Below are 14,532 nucleotides of genomic sequence, written 5' to 3'. Positions count from 1 at the left end.
GTCTGGCATGAGCCGGGGGGCCGCGGGAGTCTCCGGGGCCCTCGGGGACGAGCTTGTCAGATGACGGGGGGCCGGCCCAGTCGGGTCAGCCGCCACACGGTACGCCACTTCATGGGCCTGCGCGGTCCGCACGGTGTGGCCCACCCTTCCCGGAAGCCTCCGAACCACGCCTTGAGCGCGGGCCGGGAGGGGCGGCGTACCAGCGTGAGCAGCAGCCAGACGCCGAGATAGACCGGGACGAGGGGCGCGGGGAGGTTGCGGCGGGCCAGCCAGACGCGGTTGCGGGCGACCATGCGGTGGTAGACCGCGTGCCGCGAGGGCGCGGTCGTCGGGTGGTACAGCACCATGTCGGACCGGTAGTCGATCATCCAGCCCGCGTCGAGGGCCCGCCATGCCAGGTCGGTTTCCTCGTGTGCGTAGAAGAATTCGTCCGGAAGTCCACCGACTTCCGCGAAGACCTGCGTACGCACGGCGTTGGCGCCGCCGAGGAAGGTGGTGACCCGGGAGGAGCGCATCGGGTCCGAGGCCCGCAGCCGGGGCACGTGGCGGCGCTGGGTGACGCCGGTGTCCGGGTCGGCGATGCGGAAGCTGATGATGCCGAGCCGGGGGTCGTCGGTGAAGGCCCGCCGGCACAGCTCGGCGGTGTCGTGCTGGGCGAGCAGGCCGTCGTCGTCGAGGAAGAGCAGGACGTCGACGTCCCGGCCGCTGGGGCCGAAGGCCTCGATGCCGACGTTGCGGCCGCCGGGGATGCCGAGGTTCTCGGGCAGTTCGACGGTGCGCACGCCGTCGGGGACGTCCGGGACCGGGGAGCCGTTGCCGACCACAACCACCTCGACCGGGTCGCCCTCCTGCTTGGCGACCGAGTCGATCAGGGCTCTCAGCTCGTCGGGGCGGTTGCCCATGGTGATGATCACCGCGCCGACCTTCAGCGGCGCGCTCACCGCAGCCTGCTCGAGACGAGGATGGACACCAGGTGCAGCAGCGTCTGCAGCAGCGCGATGCCGGCGAGTACGGCGGTGCCGAGGCGGGTGAAGAAGAGGTCGCCCCGGGTCGCGTCGACGATCGCGAGGAGCAGGATCAGCAGGGACGCCTCGATGCCGAGGATCAGCCGGTGGAACTTGAGCGCGGCGGCCGCCCTGCGGGCCAGCGCCATGCCGGAGGAGCGCGGCTCGGACGCCGCCTCCTGCACCGGCGGCAGTCCGCCCTGGTGGCGGGCGACACCGACGAGGTCGGTCTCGGCCTTGATCAGGATCGCGCCGAGCGCGGCCAGGGTGCCGAGGAACGCCCACAGCCAGTCGATCCGGCCGGTGCCCCACAGGTCGGCGGCGCGCAGGCCGAGGCCGACCAGGACGGCGGCGTCGGTCAGGTAGGCGCCGACGCGGTCCAGGTAGACCCCGCCCAGCGAGTACTGCTTCTTCCAGCGCGCGATCTCGCCGTCCACGCAGTCCAGCAGCAGATAGAGCTGGACCATCAGCACGCCGAGCACGGCGCCCGTGACGCCCGGCACCAGCAGGGCGGGGGCCGCGAGGACGCCGCAGACGGTCATCAGGTACGTGAGCTGGTTGGGCGTGATCCTGGTGTTCACCAGGTAGCGGTCCACCCGCAGGGACACCTCGCGCATGTAGAGGCGTCCCGCCCAGTGCTCACCGCTGCGCCGGTCCTTCACCCCCGGGGGGTGGACGACCGGTCTGAGTTCAGCTACCGATGGCCTTGACATAGTCGGCGTAGATGTCCTTGATCTGTTCGGTCGTGAGGTCGAGGTGTTCGAGGATCGTGTAGCGGCCGGGCCGGGTCTGGGGGGCGAACTCCACGGCCCGGACGAACTCGTCCGCCGTGAAGCCGATCTCTCCCGGCAGCACCGGCAGCCCGTGCCGGCGCAGTACCGCGGCCATGCCGACCGACTCCCCGTGGGCCCCGCGCAGGTACATCGCGAAGGCCGCGCCCAGTCCGCACTGCTCGCCGTGGGCGGCGGCGCGTTTGGGGAAGAGCAGGTCGAAGGCGTGGTTGATCTCGTGGCAGGCGCCGGAGGAGGGCCGGGAGTCGCCGGATACCGACATGGCGATGCCGCTGAGGACCAGCGCCTCGGCGAGGACCTGTAGGAAGTCGGTGTCCGCGACGCCGCCCGGGTGCCGCAGGACCGCCTCGCCCGCCTGCCGGGCGATCGCGGCGGCCAGGCCGTCGATCTTCTCGCCCTTGACGCGGTGGGCCAGCTCCCAGTCCGCGATGGCGGAGATGTTGGAGACGGCGTCGCCGATGCCGGCCCGCACGAAGCGCACCGGGGCCTCGCGGATCACGTCGAGGTCGATGACGACCGCGATCGGGTTCGGCACGCCGTAGGAGCCGCGGCCCGCGTCGTTGTCGAGGGTGGCGACCGGCGAGCACAGGCCGTCGTGGGCGAGGTTCGTCGGGACGGCGACCAGGGGCAGGCCGACGCGTGCCGCGGCGAACTTGGCACAGTCGATGATCTTCCCGCCGCCGAGCCCGACGAGGGCGTCGTAGTGGCCGGCCTTGATCTCGCCGGCCAGCCGGACCGCGTCGTCGAGGGTGCCGCCGCCGACCTCGTACCAGGTGGCGCCGGGCATCAGCGGGGCGAGCCGGTCGCGCAGCCGGGCGCCGGAGCCGTTGCTGACGGCGACGGCGAGCTTGCCGGAGTGCGAGATGCGCTCGTCCGCGAGGACGTACGCGAGGTCGTCGAGGGCACCCGGGCGGATGTCCACGACGACCGGCGAGGGGATCAGCCGGGTCAGTACTGGCACGCGATCTCCCGTCCACGGGCGAGATCGTCGTGGTTGTCGATCTCGACCCACTTGACGTCGCCGATCGGCGCCACGTCGATACGGAAGCCGCGGTTGACCAGCTCCTGGTAGCCGTGCTCGTAGAACTGCTGCGGGTCGGTCTCCCACACCGTCTTCAGCGCGTCGGCCAGCTCGGGAGCGGCGTCGCCCTCGATGAGGGTGACACCGATGTACTCACCGGTGGCCTCGGCCGGGTCCATCAGCTTGGTGATCTTCGTCATGCCCTTCCCGGGGTCGACGACGACCTTCATCTCCTCGTCGGCGAGCTGCTTCACCGTGTCGAGGGCGAGGATGATCCGCTTGCCGTCGCCACGGGCGGCGAGCAGCGTCTTCTCGACGGAGACCGGGTGGACGGTGTCGCCGTTGGCGAGGATCACGCCGTCCTTGAGGGCGTCACGGCCGCACCACAGGGAGTAGGCGTTGTTCCACTCCTCGGCCTTGTCGTTGTCGATGAGGGTGAGCTTCAGGCCGTACTTCTCCTCGAGGGCCGCCTTGCGCGCGTAGACGGCCTCCTTGCGGTAGCCGACGATGATCGCGACCTCGGTCAGGCCGATCTCGGCGAAGTTGCCGAGCGTCAGGTCCAGAACCGTCGGCTCGCCCTCCGTGCCCGCGGGCCCCACCGGCACCAGCGCCTTCGGCAGGCTGTCGGTGTAGGGGCGCAGACGCCGGCCGGCGCCGGCCGCCAGCACGAGGCCGATCATGCGGGTTCTCCTTCGTCGTGTACGGCGGGCGCGCCCCCCAAGTGGGAGGCCACCCAGAAGCGGATGCTCTCGGCGAGCACCACGAGGGCGACGGCCACCGCGAGCGCCGTGAGGGCGAGCGTGAACTGCTCCGCGGTCAGCAGCGCCGCCAGAACGGCGACCAGCAGGGTCCGCCCCTCCTGCCCCCCGACCACGCGCACCAGCCAGGCCGGCGGCGCTCCGGCGTCACCGCGGATGCGGTACACCGTGTCGTAGTGATGGTAGGCGACCGCGGCGACGAGCCCGAACGCCGCGGGGAGCGCCCCGTCCGCGTCGGCCTCGGCCGCGAGGAGCAGGACGGTGAGGTATTCGGCGGCGCGGAACAGCGGGGGGACCAGCCAGTCCAGGGCGCCCTTGAGCGGGCGGACGAGGGCGTCGGCGGACAGCAGGACGTACACGGCGGCGGCGATCACGACCGACGGCCCCGGCCCGTCGAGCCAGGCCGCGAGGACCAGCAGCAGGCTCCCCACGCCGGCGGCCAGGGGCGCCGGGACGCGGACACCGGGCGGCAGGAACCGCGCGAGCAGTGCGGCCAGGGGGCCGTTGTCCGCGAGGTCGGCCAGTGCCTTGGCCGCCCGGTCGGTGCGCTGTGCCTTGCGGGTGACCGAGCGCAGCACACGGCCGGCCGTGGTGTACAGGGCGGCGAAGGCGCAGCCGATCAGCAGCGCGTAGAAGGTGATACGAGGGGTGGTGACCGCGGTCAGGACGGCGATCATGGCCCAGCGTTCACCGATGGGCAGCACGATCATCCGGCGCACCCACACGGTCCAGCCGACGCCGTCCAGCTTGTCGGAGAGGGCGGCGGTGGGGCTGGTGTTGGCGGTGGCGTCAGTGCCTACGACGTGCGCCTCGTTGAAGGAGAAGTCCACGACGTGCCGGCAGGTCTGCAGGACCATCGCGGCGAGGGCCAGCGCCCACACGTCGTCGCCGCCGCGCGCCGCTCCCAGTGCGAGGCCGGCGTAGTAGGCGTACTCCTTGGCCCGGTCGAAGGTGGCGTCCAGCCAGGCGCCGAGGGTGGAGTACTGGAGGGAGTAGCGGGCGAGCTGGCCGTCGGTGCAGTCCAGGACGAAGGAGACGATCAGCAGGACACCGGCGGCGACGAACCCGCCGCGGGTGCCGGTGGCCGCGCAGCCGGCCGCGATCAGGGCGGTGATCAGCGAGGCGGTGGTGACCTGGTTGGGGGTCAGGCCGCGACGCGCGCACCAGCGGGCGATGTAGCGGGAGTACGGGCTGATGAAGAAGGTGGTGAAGAAGCCGTCGCGGGCTTTCACGGCCGACTTCAGGCGTACGGCCTCGTCGTCGACGGCGGAGACGGCCTGCCGTGCCTCGTTGCGGGCCTGCGGGTCGGCGGGGACGGCGGCGACCAGGCTGCCGAGCTCGGGTCGGTGGACGTCCGCGCCGTCGGCGTCGAGGGCGGTGACGATCCGGTCGGCGAGGCTGTCGAGGCCGGCGAGGCTGTCGACGCTGCCCGCGCTGGGCGCGGTGCCGCCGCTCGCGGAGTTCTCCCGGGCCATGGCGCGGGTCAGGGCCTGGCGGCCGGCCGGCTGCGCGGTGACGGCGCCGGGGATCGCGGCGAGCGGGAAGCGGGGGTCGGTGAGGCCGAGGCGCAGCGCGTGCACATGGCCGACGAAGCGGGTGTCGACGACGGCCACCCGCTGGTCGGCCGGGACAGCCGCGAGGAGTGTCTCCGCGTCGGCGGCGTCGGCGGCGCTGCGGACGTCGAAGCCGAGGGACCGCAGGTCGCCCTCGATCGACGATCCGGGGACCGGCTGACCGGTGAGGATGGCGGTCGGCAAACCGAACTCACTCCCTGGGTCCCGACGCGTCCACGTCGGTCATCTGCATGGTGGGGGCGCCCCTTGGCGGCACCAGGCGGGCGGCATGTCGGCAGAGGCTATCGGATGCCGGGAAGGCCGTGTTCACCGGCCGTTGAGGTCGGACGAGACGGTCTGACGGCACGGCTCGCACCGGCCTTTGCCGAGATCATCATCGGTGATCGGCGGCCCCGGCCACAAACCGCGCCCCCCAGAGCCGACATCCGGGACATCACGCGCGGCGGGCACCTGCCGCGGGTCCGGCCGCGCCCTGCGTGACGATCGCCGGAACCGGGCGCTCACCCAGCTCCGCGAAGCAGGTGAGGGCGCCCTGACCTGCACTTCGTTTACGCAGGTCAGAGCACATGACAACGGTGTTCAGCGTCGCGTTGCCGGATACCCCCCACCCGTAGTTCACTGAGGAGCCGGACCGATCACAGGAGGCTGCATCCCATGGGGGCTGGGCACGACCACGGCCATGCGCACACGCACGCGCCGACCACCGGTACGGCCGCGGCGGCCTACCGGGGGCGGCTGCGCGTCGCGCTGTCGATCACGCTCACCGTGATGGTGGTGCAGATCGTCGGAGGGGTGCTCGCCGACTCCCTCGCCCTGATCGCGGACGCGGCGCACATGGCGACGGACGCGGTGGGCCTCGGCATGGCGCTGCTCGCCATCCACTTCGCCAACCGTCCCGCGAGCACCCACCGGACCTTCGGTTACGCCCGTGCCGAGATCCTGGCCGCCCTGGCCAACTGCCTGCTGCTGCTCGGGGTGGGCGGCTATGTCCTGTACGAGGCGGTCCAGCGGTTCCTGACGCCGGCGCCCACCGACGGCGGGCTGATGCTCGTGTTCGGCGCGGTCGGCCTGGTCGCGAACATGATCTCGCTCACGCTGCTGATGCGCGGCCAGGCGGAGAGCCTGAACGTGCGCGGCGCGTTCCTGGAGGTGGCCGCCGACGCTCTGGGGTCGGTCGCGGTGCTGATCTCGGCGGCGGTGATCCTGGCCACCGGCTGGCAGGCCGCCGACCCGGTCGCCTCGCTCGTCATCGGCCTGATGATCGTGCCGCGGACGCTGAAGCTGCTGCGCGAGACGCTGGACGTGCTGCTGGAGTCGGCGCCGAGGGACGTCGACATGGCGGAGGTGCGGGCCCACATCCTCGACCTCGACGGCGTGGAGGACGTGCACGACCTGCACGCGTGGACGATCACCTCCGGGATGCCGGTGCTGTCGGCGCACGTGGTGGTGCGCTCGGACGTGCTGGACGCGATCGGTCACGAGAAGATGCTGCACGAGCTCCAGGGCTGCCTGGGCGACCATTTCGACGTGGGGCACTGCACCTTCCAGCTGGAGCCCGGCGGGCACGCGGAGCACGAGGCGCGGCTCTGCCACTGAGCGGCCCGCCCATCCTCCACAATTCGCACAATCGTTCCGTATGGTTCCGCGCGCGCCGCCCCGGGCAAGATCACGGCCGGGGGTCGGTCGCCGTGCACGGGACATGCAGACGTTGGGGGAAGCGCCGGAAGCGCCGGGCGTGTGCGGCAGACTGAGGAGGCGAGGACCGATGCTAAGGATGGGTATGCCGATCACACCTGCCACCGCGACGCACAGTTCGTCGGACGGCACCGCGGACGCGATCTTGCTGGAACTGGTCGACGAGAACGGTGTGACCATCGGCACCGAGGAGAAGCTCGCCGCCCATCAGCCACCGGGGCTGCTGCACCGCGCGTTCTCCGTGTTCCTCTTCGACGAGCGGGGGCGGCTGCTGCTCCAGCGGCGGGCGCTGGACAAGTACCACTCCCCCGGCGTGTGGTCTAACACCTGCTGCGGTCACCCCTACCCCGGTGAGGCGCCCTTCGCCGCCGCCGCGCGGCGCACCTTCGAGGAGCTGGGCGTGTCCCCGTCGCTGCTCGCCGAGGCGGGCACGGTCCGCTACAACCACCCGGACCCGGCCTCGGGGCTGGTGGAGCAGGAGTACAACCACCTGTTCGTCGGGCTGGTGCAGTCCCCGCCGCGGCCGAACGCGGGTGAGGTGGGCGACACCGCCTTCGTGACCCCGGCCGAGCTGGCGGAGCGGCACGCGAGCGACACGTTCTCCTCCTGGTTCATGACCGTCCTGGACGCGGCCCGCCCGGCGGTACGCGAGCTGACGGGGCCGTCGGCCGGCTGGTAGCCCGGCCGGCCGTGCTACCAGCCCCCCGGGGGTTTCAGGGGCAGGGCGGCCCAGATCACCTTGCCGCCGGTGGCCGTGTGCTCGACGTCGCAGACCCCGCCCGCCTCCCTGGCGATCTCGCGGACCAGGAGCAGCCCCCGGCCGCCGGTGCGGCCGTGGTCGGTCTCCAGGGCCGTCGGACGGTAGGGGTGGTCGTCCTCCACGGACACCCGCACCCACTCGGCGCCGACGGCCACCTCCACCGCGAGCGTCGGCGACAGCAGCGCCGCGTGCCGCACGGCGTTGGTCACCAGCTCGGAGACGATCAGCAGCAGCCCGTGGGCGACGTCCTCGGAGACCGGCACCCCCTGGCGGTACAGCAGGTCCCGCACGGCGTGCCGGGCCTGCGGGACCGAGGCGTCCGCGGCGGCGGCGGTGAACCGCCAGACGCCCTCGTAGGGAAGCGGTCCCGGCACTCTGTGCTCGGCGGGTCCGGCGGGGGCGCCCGCGTCGCCTTCTGGGCGTGGGCCGGGCCCGCGCCCGTGGTTCTCCATCGTCAGGTCGCCACCCTCGCGCTCGATTGTCACCACACGTCGAGTGTTGGCAACGCGGCGCACCGCACCGGACGACTGAACAGAAGTCAGCGGTTTTCGAGCGTTCATGACCCCCGATGTGTGCTACGGCGCGATATGCGACCGCTCCTGTCGCCTTCGCGCCGACTTGCGCACTATTCCGGTTGTAAGGATTTGGCGGGCCGCTCGCCCGTCCCGCCACCGGGACCGGCCCCCGCGCCGCCGTCCCGCGCGCCGTCGGGACCCGTCCCCGCGCCGCCTTCGCCCGCGCCGCCCTCCCCGGCCAGCCGCTCCGACACCAGACCGACGATGCGCCGGCCGCCGAAGCCGGTGGCGATCAGCCCGAGGCCGTCGAAGAGCAGGGCGAGGGAGAAGAAGCAGCCGATGACGTACCGGCTGCTGCTCGGCCAGTCGATCAGCACCAGGACACCCAGCAGCAGGTCGAAGGCGCCCAGCAGCAGCGTCCAGCCGGCCTGCGGGCCGCGCACGACGAGGCTGCCGACCAGCCGGAACAGTCCGCCGGTGAGGAAGAGCAGGGCGGCGAACATGGTGAGCGCGGCGGCGGTCTCGTCGGGCCTGCGGATGACGACCACGCCGGCCGCGATGTTCAGGGCGGCGACGATGACGCCCAGCCAGAAGAAGCTGGTGCCGCGCGCCTGGACCGCGTGCAGCAGGCCGACGGCGCCGCCGATCAGCAGCAGCCAGCCGAACAGCAGCATCGAGGTGAGGGTGGCGACCCCGGCGTACACGAGGCCGACGAGCCCGGCGACGACCAGGATCACACCGAGCGCGGCGAGCCAGCCGAACCCCCGCTGGAGCTTCGCCGCCTCGCCCTGGGACGGGGTGGACGTGGCCATGGGCGCCTCCTCACAACGCATCCCCTCTCCATCCCTTCTGCCCCCGATGCCGCCGTGCTCACCGGGCCGGGGTGATCACACGCGGGGGCGGTGGTTAGCATCCGGCTCATGGAGCCCGAACTGCTGTACGGCGTCACGGACGCGGTCGCCACCGTCGTCCTGCACCACCCGGCCAAGCGCAACGCCATGACGGCCGCGATGTGGCGGGCGCTGCCGCCCCTGCTGGAGGAACTGGCCGCCGACCCCGGCGTGCGGGCGCTGGTGGTGACCGGTGCGGGCGGCACCTTCTGCGCCGGGGCCGACATCTCCACCCTCCAGGGGTCCGCCGAGGAGGCGCAGGAGCTGGCGGTGCGGGCGGAGGAGGCGCTCGCCGCGTTCCCGAAGCCGACGCTGGCGGCGGTGAAGGGGCACTGTGTGGGCGGCGGGGCGCAGCTCGCGGCCGCCTGCGACCTGCGGTTCGCCGAGGAGGGCGCCCTGTTCGGGGTGACACCGGCGAAGCTCGGGATCGTCTACCCGTCCTCCGCGACCCGGCGGCTGGTGGCGCTGGTGGGCCCGGCCACCGCCAAGTACCTGCTGTTCTCCGGGGAGTTGATCGACACCGGGCGGGCGCTGCGCACGGGCCTGATCGACGAGGTGCTGCCGTCCGGGGAGCTCGACGAGCGGGTCGCGGAGTTCACGACGGTGCTGGTGTCGCGCTCCCAGCTGACCCAGGCCGCCGCCAAGGAGTTCGCGAACGGCCGCGCCGACCGGGACGCCCACTGGACGGCGCAGGCACGCGGCAGCGGCGACACCGCGGAGGGCGTGGCCGCGTTCCTGGAGCGCAGGCAGCCGCGCTTCACCTGGACTACGTCAGGATGAAGCGGCTCTTCGACCGGAACTCCTCGACCAGGTGCGCGGGCGCCTTCTGCGGGGCCCCGGCGTCGTAGGGCGGCTGCGGGTCGTACTCGGTCAGCAGCTGTACGGCCCGGGCGTGATCGTCGCCGGCGATCCGGCCGAGCAGGGTCAGGCCCATGTCGATGCCGGAGGAGACGCCGGCGGCGGTGACGTACTTGCCGTCGGTGACGACACGCTCTCCGGTCGGTTCGGCGCCGAACCGTGTCAGCAGGTCGAGGGCCAGCCAGTGGGAGGTGGCCCGGCGGCCCTCCAGAAGTCCGGCGGCGGCCAGCAACAGGGAGCCCGTGCACACGGAGGTCGTCCAGGTGCTGCCGGCGTCGGCGGCGCGCAGCCAGTCCAGGAGGGTCCCGTTGTCCATCTGCCCGGTCTGGCCGGGCCCGCCCGGCACGACCACGATGTCGGGGCTCGGCACCTCGGCCAGGGTTCTGTCGGCGACGAGGGCGAGGGTGCCGGTGTCGGTGCGCACGGGGCCGGTCCGCTCGGCGACGAAGACGGTGTCCGCCTCCGGGAGGCGGCCGAGCGTCTCGTAGGGGCCGACGGCGTCGAGGGCGGTGAAGCGGTCGTAGAGGACGACGGCGATCTGCAAGGGGTTTCCCTTCGCTGGTCAACGGGTGGGGGTGGGACGGAAGCGGCGGCGGTACTCCGCCGGCGGTGTGCCGAGCGCCTTGACGAAGGCGCGGCGCATGGCCTCGGGGGTGCCGTAGCCGCTGGCGCGGGAGACCTCCTCGACGCCGTCGCCGGTGTCCTCCAGGAGGCGGCGGGCGTGTTCGAGGCGGACCCGGTCGACGTAGCGGCCGGGGGTCGTGCCGGTCTCGTCGCGGAAGGCGCGGGCGAAATGGCGGGGCGACAGCCGGGCGCGGGCGGCGAGGGACTCGACGCTCAGGTCGGCCGCGGGGTGCTCGGTGATCCACCGCTGCACGTCCCTCAGCGGTTCGCGGTGGGCTGTCTGGGCGGCGAGCTGGGCGCTGAACTGGGCCTGGTTGCCGGGGCGGCGCAGGAAGACGACCAGGTGGCGGGCGACGGTCAGCGCCGTGTCCCGGCCGAGGTCGTCCTCGACGAGGGCGAGGGCCAGGTCGATGCCGGAGGTGACGCCGGCCGAGGTGTGGACGTTGCCGTCCCGGACGAAGATCGGGTCGGGGTCGACCTCGACGGCCGGGTGGTCGCGGGCGAGTTTGTCGCAGTAGCCCCAGTGGGTCGTGGCCCGGCGGCCGTCCAGCAGGCCCGCGGCGGCGAGCAGGATCGCTCCGGTGCACACGGAGACGAGGCGCTCGGCGCGGGGCGCGTGCGCGCGCAGCCAGTCGGTCAGGCGCGGGTCGGGCCGCCGGGTTCCCTGCCCGCCCGGGACGAGCAGGGTGTGCGCGACGGGCGCCTCGCCGAGGGTCCCGTCCGGTACGAGGGTCAGTCCGCCTGAGGTGCGCACGGGGCCGCCGTCCAGGGAGGCCGTGCGGATCCGGTACGTGCCCGGCGTGTGCTGTTCGGCCCCCGCGAAGACCTCCACGGGGCCGGTGACGTCGAGGATCTGGACGCCGTCGAAGAGGACGACCAGGACGGTTCGCTGCGCCATGAGGTCGATTCTTGAGCCCCCGGCAGACGGCCGCAATGACCATTTCCCCACCTTTTCTGCCACGAGAAGGCGGGATGCGGGCATGGCCGGGCGCGGCCGAGGTACCCGGCTGCCACCGGCCGCACCGGCCGGACAGGGAAAGGAGATCCACGTGTTCCGTGCCATCGCAGACGTCCTGCGCCAGATCGGTGGCGCCGTCGCCACCGTGGTGACGCTGCCCTTCCGGGCCCTGGCCCGGCTCTTCGGCGGCGCCTCGGGCTCCGCACGCGGCCGCCGGGCCTGAGGCTGTGACTGGGCGAGACAGTTGTCACTAGGTGGGTCGGTGAGCTGGCGCTGAGCCCGGACTTGGGCGCGGTACCTGTCACCGTTTGGGCATTCCGATTGTCACCACCTTGGATCCGCCCTCGAAGGCCTCGCCCTGTTCGTGGCATACGCGGCCGGGATGGGCCTGATCGTCGGCACCGCAGCCCTCTCCGTCGCTCTCACCCGCACCGCCCGCGTCGGCCGTCTGCGCCGCCTCGGCTCCGTCGCCTCCCGCACCGGCGGCGGTCTGCTGTTCCTGGTCGGCGCGTACGTCGCCTACTACGGCTGGTACGAGATCCGTGTCCAACGCGCCCCCGCCACCCAGGACCCGGTCATCGATGGGCCGCTACTGGCTCGTCACCACGGTGAGCACCGTCTGACAGGGAATCTCGTCTCGCATATGTGCAGATGTCGCTGATTGCCAAGTCTGGCGCAACGATCCGGAGACGTCCGGTGTCTCATGAGATGAGTGCGATGCCACGCACAGCTCATGGGGGAATACGGGGGTATTCATGATGAGTGATCGTCGCTTTGCCGCGCGCGACGCTCGGGTCCGCGCAGCCGAGGCGGAGTTCCAGCGCCACGTACCGGTCCACGCCGCCAACGGGGAGGAGACGGACCACCCGTTCGTCGCCAACTACTCGAAGGCGTTACCGCACAACAAGTTCGGCGAGGTCGACCCGGCCGCGTACCACCTGCTGCGCCGGGCGCTGGCCACGGGCAGCTACGAGGACTTCGAGCGGATCCCGCTGGCAGACACCCGCAAGCTGACCAACCCGCAGGCCGGGCTGGCCTTCGACCCGCAGGGCCCGGACGCTCAGGCGTTGTCCATGCCGCCCGCGCCGCGTATCGACAGCGCGCAGAACTCCGCCGAGGCGGTCGAACTGTACTGGATGGCGCTGTGCCGCGATGTGCTGTTCACCCGGTTCGCCGAGAGCGAGCTGGTCGCCGAGGCGGCAGGCGAACTCAGCGGCCTGGCCGACTTCCGGGCGCCGAAGCTGGACGGTCAGGTCACCCCGCAGACCATCTTCCGCGGGGACAGCCGGGGCGATATGGCCGGGCCGTACCTGTCGCAGTTCCTGCTCAAGGACATCCCGTACGGCACGCTGCTGATCGACCAGCGGCAGGACACCCTGGTCCGCCCGGTCGACCATCTGACCACCTGGGGCGACTGGCTGGAGGTGCAGAACGGCTCCGAACCCGAGCCGGAGGAGCGGGACTTCGCCAACCGGCGCTACATCCAGACCCCGCGCGATCTGGCGCACTATGTGCACTTCGACGCGCTGTACGAGGCGTACCTCAATGCCGCGCTCATCCTGCTGGGCACCAACGCACCGGTGGACGCGGGCAATCCGTACCACTTCTCCCGCAACCAGATCGGCTTCGGGACGTACGGCGGCCCGCACATCCTCTCGCTGGTGACCGAGGTGGCCACCCGCGCGCTGAAGGCGGTGTGGTTCCAGAAGTGGTACGTGCACCGGCGGCTGCGCCCGGAGGAGTTCGGCGGCCGGGTCCACCAGCAGCTGCGCGGGCAGCGCGAGTACCCGATCGACTCCGGCGTGCTGGACTCCGTCGCCGTCAAGCGGGTCTTCGAGAAGCACGGGAGCTACCTGCTGCCACAGGCGTTCCCGGAGGGCAGCCCGGCCCATCCCTCGTACGGTTCCGGGCACGCCACGGTCGCCGGGGCATGCGTGACCATCCTCAAGGCATGGTTCGACGAGTCGCACATACTGGTGGACCCGGTCGTCCCCACCACGGACGGCACGGCCCTGGAGCCGTACACCGGCCCGGACGCCGACCGGCTCACCGTCGGCGGCGAACTCAACAAGGTCGCCGCCAACATCGCCACCGGCCGCAACATGGCCGGCGTGCACTGGCGCACCGACTACACCCAGGCCGTCCGGCTGGGCGAGGAGATCGCCATCGGCCTCCTGCGCGAGGCCAAGGAGGCCACGCTCGAGGACGCGGTCTTCACCCTCAGCCGCTTCGACGGCACCACCCTCGCCATCTGACCCGCTCCGGACAGGGCGGCCTGGTGCCGCGGGGGGCCCCGCGGCACCAGGCCGGTCAGCGCAGTTCGTCGAGGGCAGTGAGGATGTCGGCCGGTTCGGCGCGCTTGGTGTAGTCGGTGTCGACGAAGGCCCAGCGGATGGTGCCAGAGCCGTCGATGACGTAGGTGGCGGGCAGCGGCAGGGTGCGTGCGTGGCCGCCGTTGACGCGCTGGAGGTCGAAGCCGAGCTTGTCGTAGACGGCGGCCAGGTCGTCGGGCAGGTCGAAGGCGAGCCCGTATTGCTTGGCCGTGTCGGAGCCGACGTCGCTGAGGACGTGGAAGGCCAGCTGATGCTTCTCGGTCAGCGACAGGGACTCGTCGGGGATCTGCGGGGAGACAGCCGCCAGCCGGGCGCCGCGCGCGGCAATGGCATCGTGGTGCTGCTGGAGCGAGCGCAGGGCGATGTTGCAGTACGGGCACCAGGCGCCGCGGTAGAAGGTCAGCACCACCGGACCCTCGACCAGGAGCGTGTCCAGCGCGACGGTCGGTCCGATCGCGGAGGGCAGGCGAAAGCCAGGGGCCTGGGCTCCCACCGTCAGCGCGCGGTCGGCCTGGCCGGACTCGGCCAGTTCCCGGCCGGCCCGGTTCATGATCTCTCGGATGTCGGCGGGGATCTGTTCCTGCCTCCTGTCGTAGAAGGCACGCAGTTCGGCGCTGAGGCTCATCGGGTGCTCCTCCTGCATCGTTGCTCCGGCATGTCGGACCTGCATCTTGGAATGACCGTTTCAAGATAGCGGTTCGAGTGGACTCCGGTCAGCACCTGCGCGCAGTATCTTGGAATCACCATTTCA

The 14,532-nt window shown here is 72.0% G+C and carries 16 protein-coding genes; 6 read left to right on the top strand and 10 right to left on the bottom strand.

Annotation, left to right across the window (positions count from 1 at the left end; genetic code table 11):
- Positions 1-56: 56 nt before the first annotated feature.
- The 5 genes from ALMP_RS44035 to ALMP_RS44015 are packed head-to-tail and all read right to left on the bottom strand — an operon-like array spanning position 57 to position 5,331.
- Positions 57-941, bottom strand: a complete 885-nt coding sequence (locus ALMP_RS44035; RefSeq protein WP_264937703.1) for a glycosyltransferase family 2 protein — start codon at positions 939-941, stop codon at positions 57-59.
- On the bottom strand, positions 938-1,717 hold the full coding sequence (locus ALMP_RS44030; protein ID WP_264937702.1) for a CDP-alcohol phosphatidyltransferase family protein: 780 nt from the start codon (positions 1,715-1,717) through the stop codon (positions 938-940). Before ALMP_RS44030 ends, ALMP_RS44035 begins: the two co-directional genes overlap by 4 nt.
- Complete coding sequence (locus tag ALMP_RS44025; protein ID WP_264937701.1) at positions 1,695-2,756, bottom strand: iron-containing alcohol dehydrogenase family protein; 1,062 nt, start codon at positions 2,754-2,756, stop codon at positions 1,695-1,697. The genes ALMP_RS44030 and ALMP_RS44025 overlap by 23 nt, the downstream gene beginning before the upstream one ends.
- Positions 2,744-3,496, bottom strand: coding sequence for a phosphocholine cytidylyltransferase family protein (locus tag ALMP_RS44020; protein WP_264937700.1), 753 nt, complete (start codon positions 3,494-3,496; stop codon positions 2,744-2,746). The genes ALMP_RS44025 and ALMP_RS44020 overlap by 13 nt, the downstream gene beginning before the upstream one ends.
- Entirely contained in the window at positions 3,493-5,331 is a 1,839-nt protein-coding gene (locus ALMP_RS44015; protein WP_264937699.1) for a CDP-alcohol phosphatidyltransferase family protein, read from the bottom strand. The genes ALMP_RS44020 and ALMP_RS44015 overlap by 4 nt, the downstream gene beginning before the upstream one ends.
- A gap of 471 nt (positions 5,332-5,802) precedes the next feature.
- Here ALMP_RS44015 and ALMP_RS44010 point away from each other — a divergent pair, with 471 nt between their 5' ends.
- The gene (locus tag ALMP_RS44010; RefSeq protein ID WP_264937698.1) at positions 5,803-6,744 is read left to right on the top strand and encodes a cation diffusion facilitator family transporter; all 942 of its coding nucleotides are present in this window, start codon (positions 5,803-5,805) and stop codon (positions 6,742-6,744) included.
- Positions 6,745-6,928: 184 nt separating this feature from the next.
- A complete protein-coding gene (idi, locus tag ALMP_RS44005) occupies positions 6,929-7,522 on the top strand; it encodes an isopentenyl-diphosphate Delta-isomerase (RefSeq protein WP_264937697.1) in 594 nt (197 codons plus the stop codon).
- Between the two features lie 14 nt (positions 7,523-7,536).
- Here the strand turns inward: idi and ALMP_RS44000 are convergent, their stop codons facing one another.
- Both ALMP_RS44000 and ALMP_RS43995 read right to left on the bottom strand, forming a co-directional pair.
- Positions 7,537-8,055, bottom strand: coding sequence for an ATP-binding protein (locus tag ALMP_RS44000; RefSeq protein ID WP_264937724.1), 519 nt, complete (start codon positions 8,053-8,055; stop codon positions 7,537-7,539).
- A gap of 173 nt (positions 8,056-8,228) precedes the next feature.
- Positions 8,229-8,930, bottom strand: a complete 702-nt coding sequence (locus ALMP_RS43995) for an HdeD family acid-resistance protein (protein WP_264937696.1) — start codon at positions 8,928-8,930, stop codon at positions 8,229-8,231.
- Positions 8,931-9,038: 108 nt separating this feature from the next.
- On the opposite strand from ALMP_RS43995, the gene ALMP_RS43990 reads away from it, so the two are divergent.
- On the top strand, positions 9,039-9,788 hold the full coding sequence (locus ALMP_RS43990; RefSeq protein ID WP_264937695.1) for an enoyl-CoA hydratase/isomerase family protein: 750 nt from the start codon (positions 9,039-9,041) through the stop codon (positions 9,786-9,788).
- Here ALMP_RS43990 and ALMP_RS43985 read toward each other — a convergent pair.
- Entirely contained in the window at positions 9,775-10,410 is a 636-nt protein-coding gene (locus tag ALMP_RS43985; RefSeq protein ID WP_264937694.1) for a DJ-1/PfpI family protein, read from the bottom strand. The two genes, ALMP_RS43990 and ALMP_RS43985, sit on opposite strands and share 14 nt — an antisense overlap.
- 18 nt (positions 10,411-10,428) lie before the next feature.
- Complete coding sequence (locus ALMP_RS43980) at positions 10,429-11,388, bottom strand: GlxA family transcriptional regulator (protein ID WP_264937693.1); 960 nt, start codon at positions 11,386-11,388, stop codon at positions 10,429-10,431.
- Positions 11,389-11,539: 151 nt separating this feature from the next.
- Here ALMP_RS43980 and ALMP_RS43975 point away from each other — a divergent pair, with 151 nt between their 5' ends.
- From ALMP_RS43975 to ALMP_RS43965, 3 genes are all read left to right on the top strand, one after another.
- Entirely contained in the window at positions 11,540-11,671 is a 132-nt protein-coding gene (locus ALMP_RS43975; protein ID WP_258314486.1) for an LPFR motif small protein, read from the top strand.
- 141 nt (positions 11,672-11,812) lie between these two features.
- Positions 11,813-12,109, top strand: coding sequence for a hypothetical protein (locus tag ALMP_RS43970; RefSeq protein WP_264937692.1), 297 nt, complete (start codon positions 11,813-11,815; stop codon positions 12,107-12,109).
- A 94-nt stretch (positions 12,110-12,203) separates the two neighbouring features.
- Positions 12,204-13,703 (top strand): vanadium-dependent haloperoxidase, encoded by a 1,500-nt coding sequence (locus tag ALMP_RS43965; protein WP_264937691.1) that lies wholly within the window; start codon positions 12,204-12,206, stop codon positions 13,701-13,703.
- Between the two features lie 55 nt (positions 13,704-13,758).
- Here ALMP_RS43965 and ALMP_RS43960 read toward each other — a convergent pair whose 3' ends face one another.
- Positions 13,759-14,406, bottom strand: a complete 648-nt coding sequence (locus tag ALMP_RS43960) for a peroxiredoxin-like family protein (RefSeq protein WP_264937690.1) — start codon at positions 14,404-14,406, stop codon at positions 13,759-13,761.
- Positions 14,407-14,532 lie beyond the last annotated feature (126 nt).

The organism is Streptomyces sp. A012304 (assembly GCF_026008495.1).
Lineage (GTDB): Bacteria > Actinomycetota > Actinomycetes > Streptomycetales > Streptomycetaceae > Streptomyces.
This window is presented reverse-complemented; position numbering and strand designations above follow the sequence as displayed.

What these genes read in the sequence shown, in the direction of transcription:
- ALMP_RS44030 (WP_264937702.1), bottom strand. Translation starts at nt 1,717, where the DNA reads ATGTCAAGGCCATCGGTAGCTGAACTCAGACCGGTCGTCCACCCCCCG.
- ALMP_RS44020 (WP_264937700.1), bottom strand. Translation starts at nt 3,496, where the DNA reads ATGATCGGCCTCGTGCTGGCGGCCGGCGCCGGCCGGCGTCTGCGCCCC.
- ALMP_RS44010 (WP_264937698.1), top strand. Translation starts at nt 5,803, where the DNA reads ATGGGGGCTGGGCACGACCACGGCCATGCGCACACGCACGCGCCGACC.
- idi (WP_264937697.1), top strand. Translation starts at nt 6,929, where the DNA reads ATGCCGATCACACCTGCCACCGCGACGCACAGTTCGTCGGACGGCACC.
- ALMP_RS44000 (WP_264937724.1), bottom strand. Translation starts at nt 8,055, where the DNA reads ATGGAGAACCACGGGCGCGGGCCCGGCCCACGCCCAGAAGGCGACGCG.
- ALMP_RS43995 (WP_264937696.1), bottom strand. Translation starts at nt 8,930, where the DNA reads ATGGCCACGTCCACCCCGTCCCAGGGCGAGGCGGCGAAGCTCCAGCGG.
- ALMP_RS43990 (WP_264937695.1), top strand. Translation starts at nt 9,039, where the DNA reads ATGGAGCCCGAACTGCTGTACGGCGTCACGGACGCGGTCGCCACCGTC.
- ALMP_RS43980 (WP_264937693.1), bottom strand. Translation starts at nt 11,388, where the DNA reads ATGGCGCAGCGAACCGTCCTGGTCGTCCTCTTCGACGGCGTCCAGATC.
- ALMP_RS43965 (WP_264937691.1), top strand. Translation starts at nt 12,204, where the DNA reads ATGATGAGTGATCGTCGCTTTGCCGCGCGCGACGCTCGGGTCCGCGCA.
- ALMP_RS43960 (WP_264937690.1), bottom strand. Translation starts at nt 14,406, where the DNA reads ATGAGCCTCAGCGCCGAACTGCGTGCCTTCTACGACAGGAGGCAGGAA.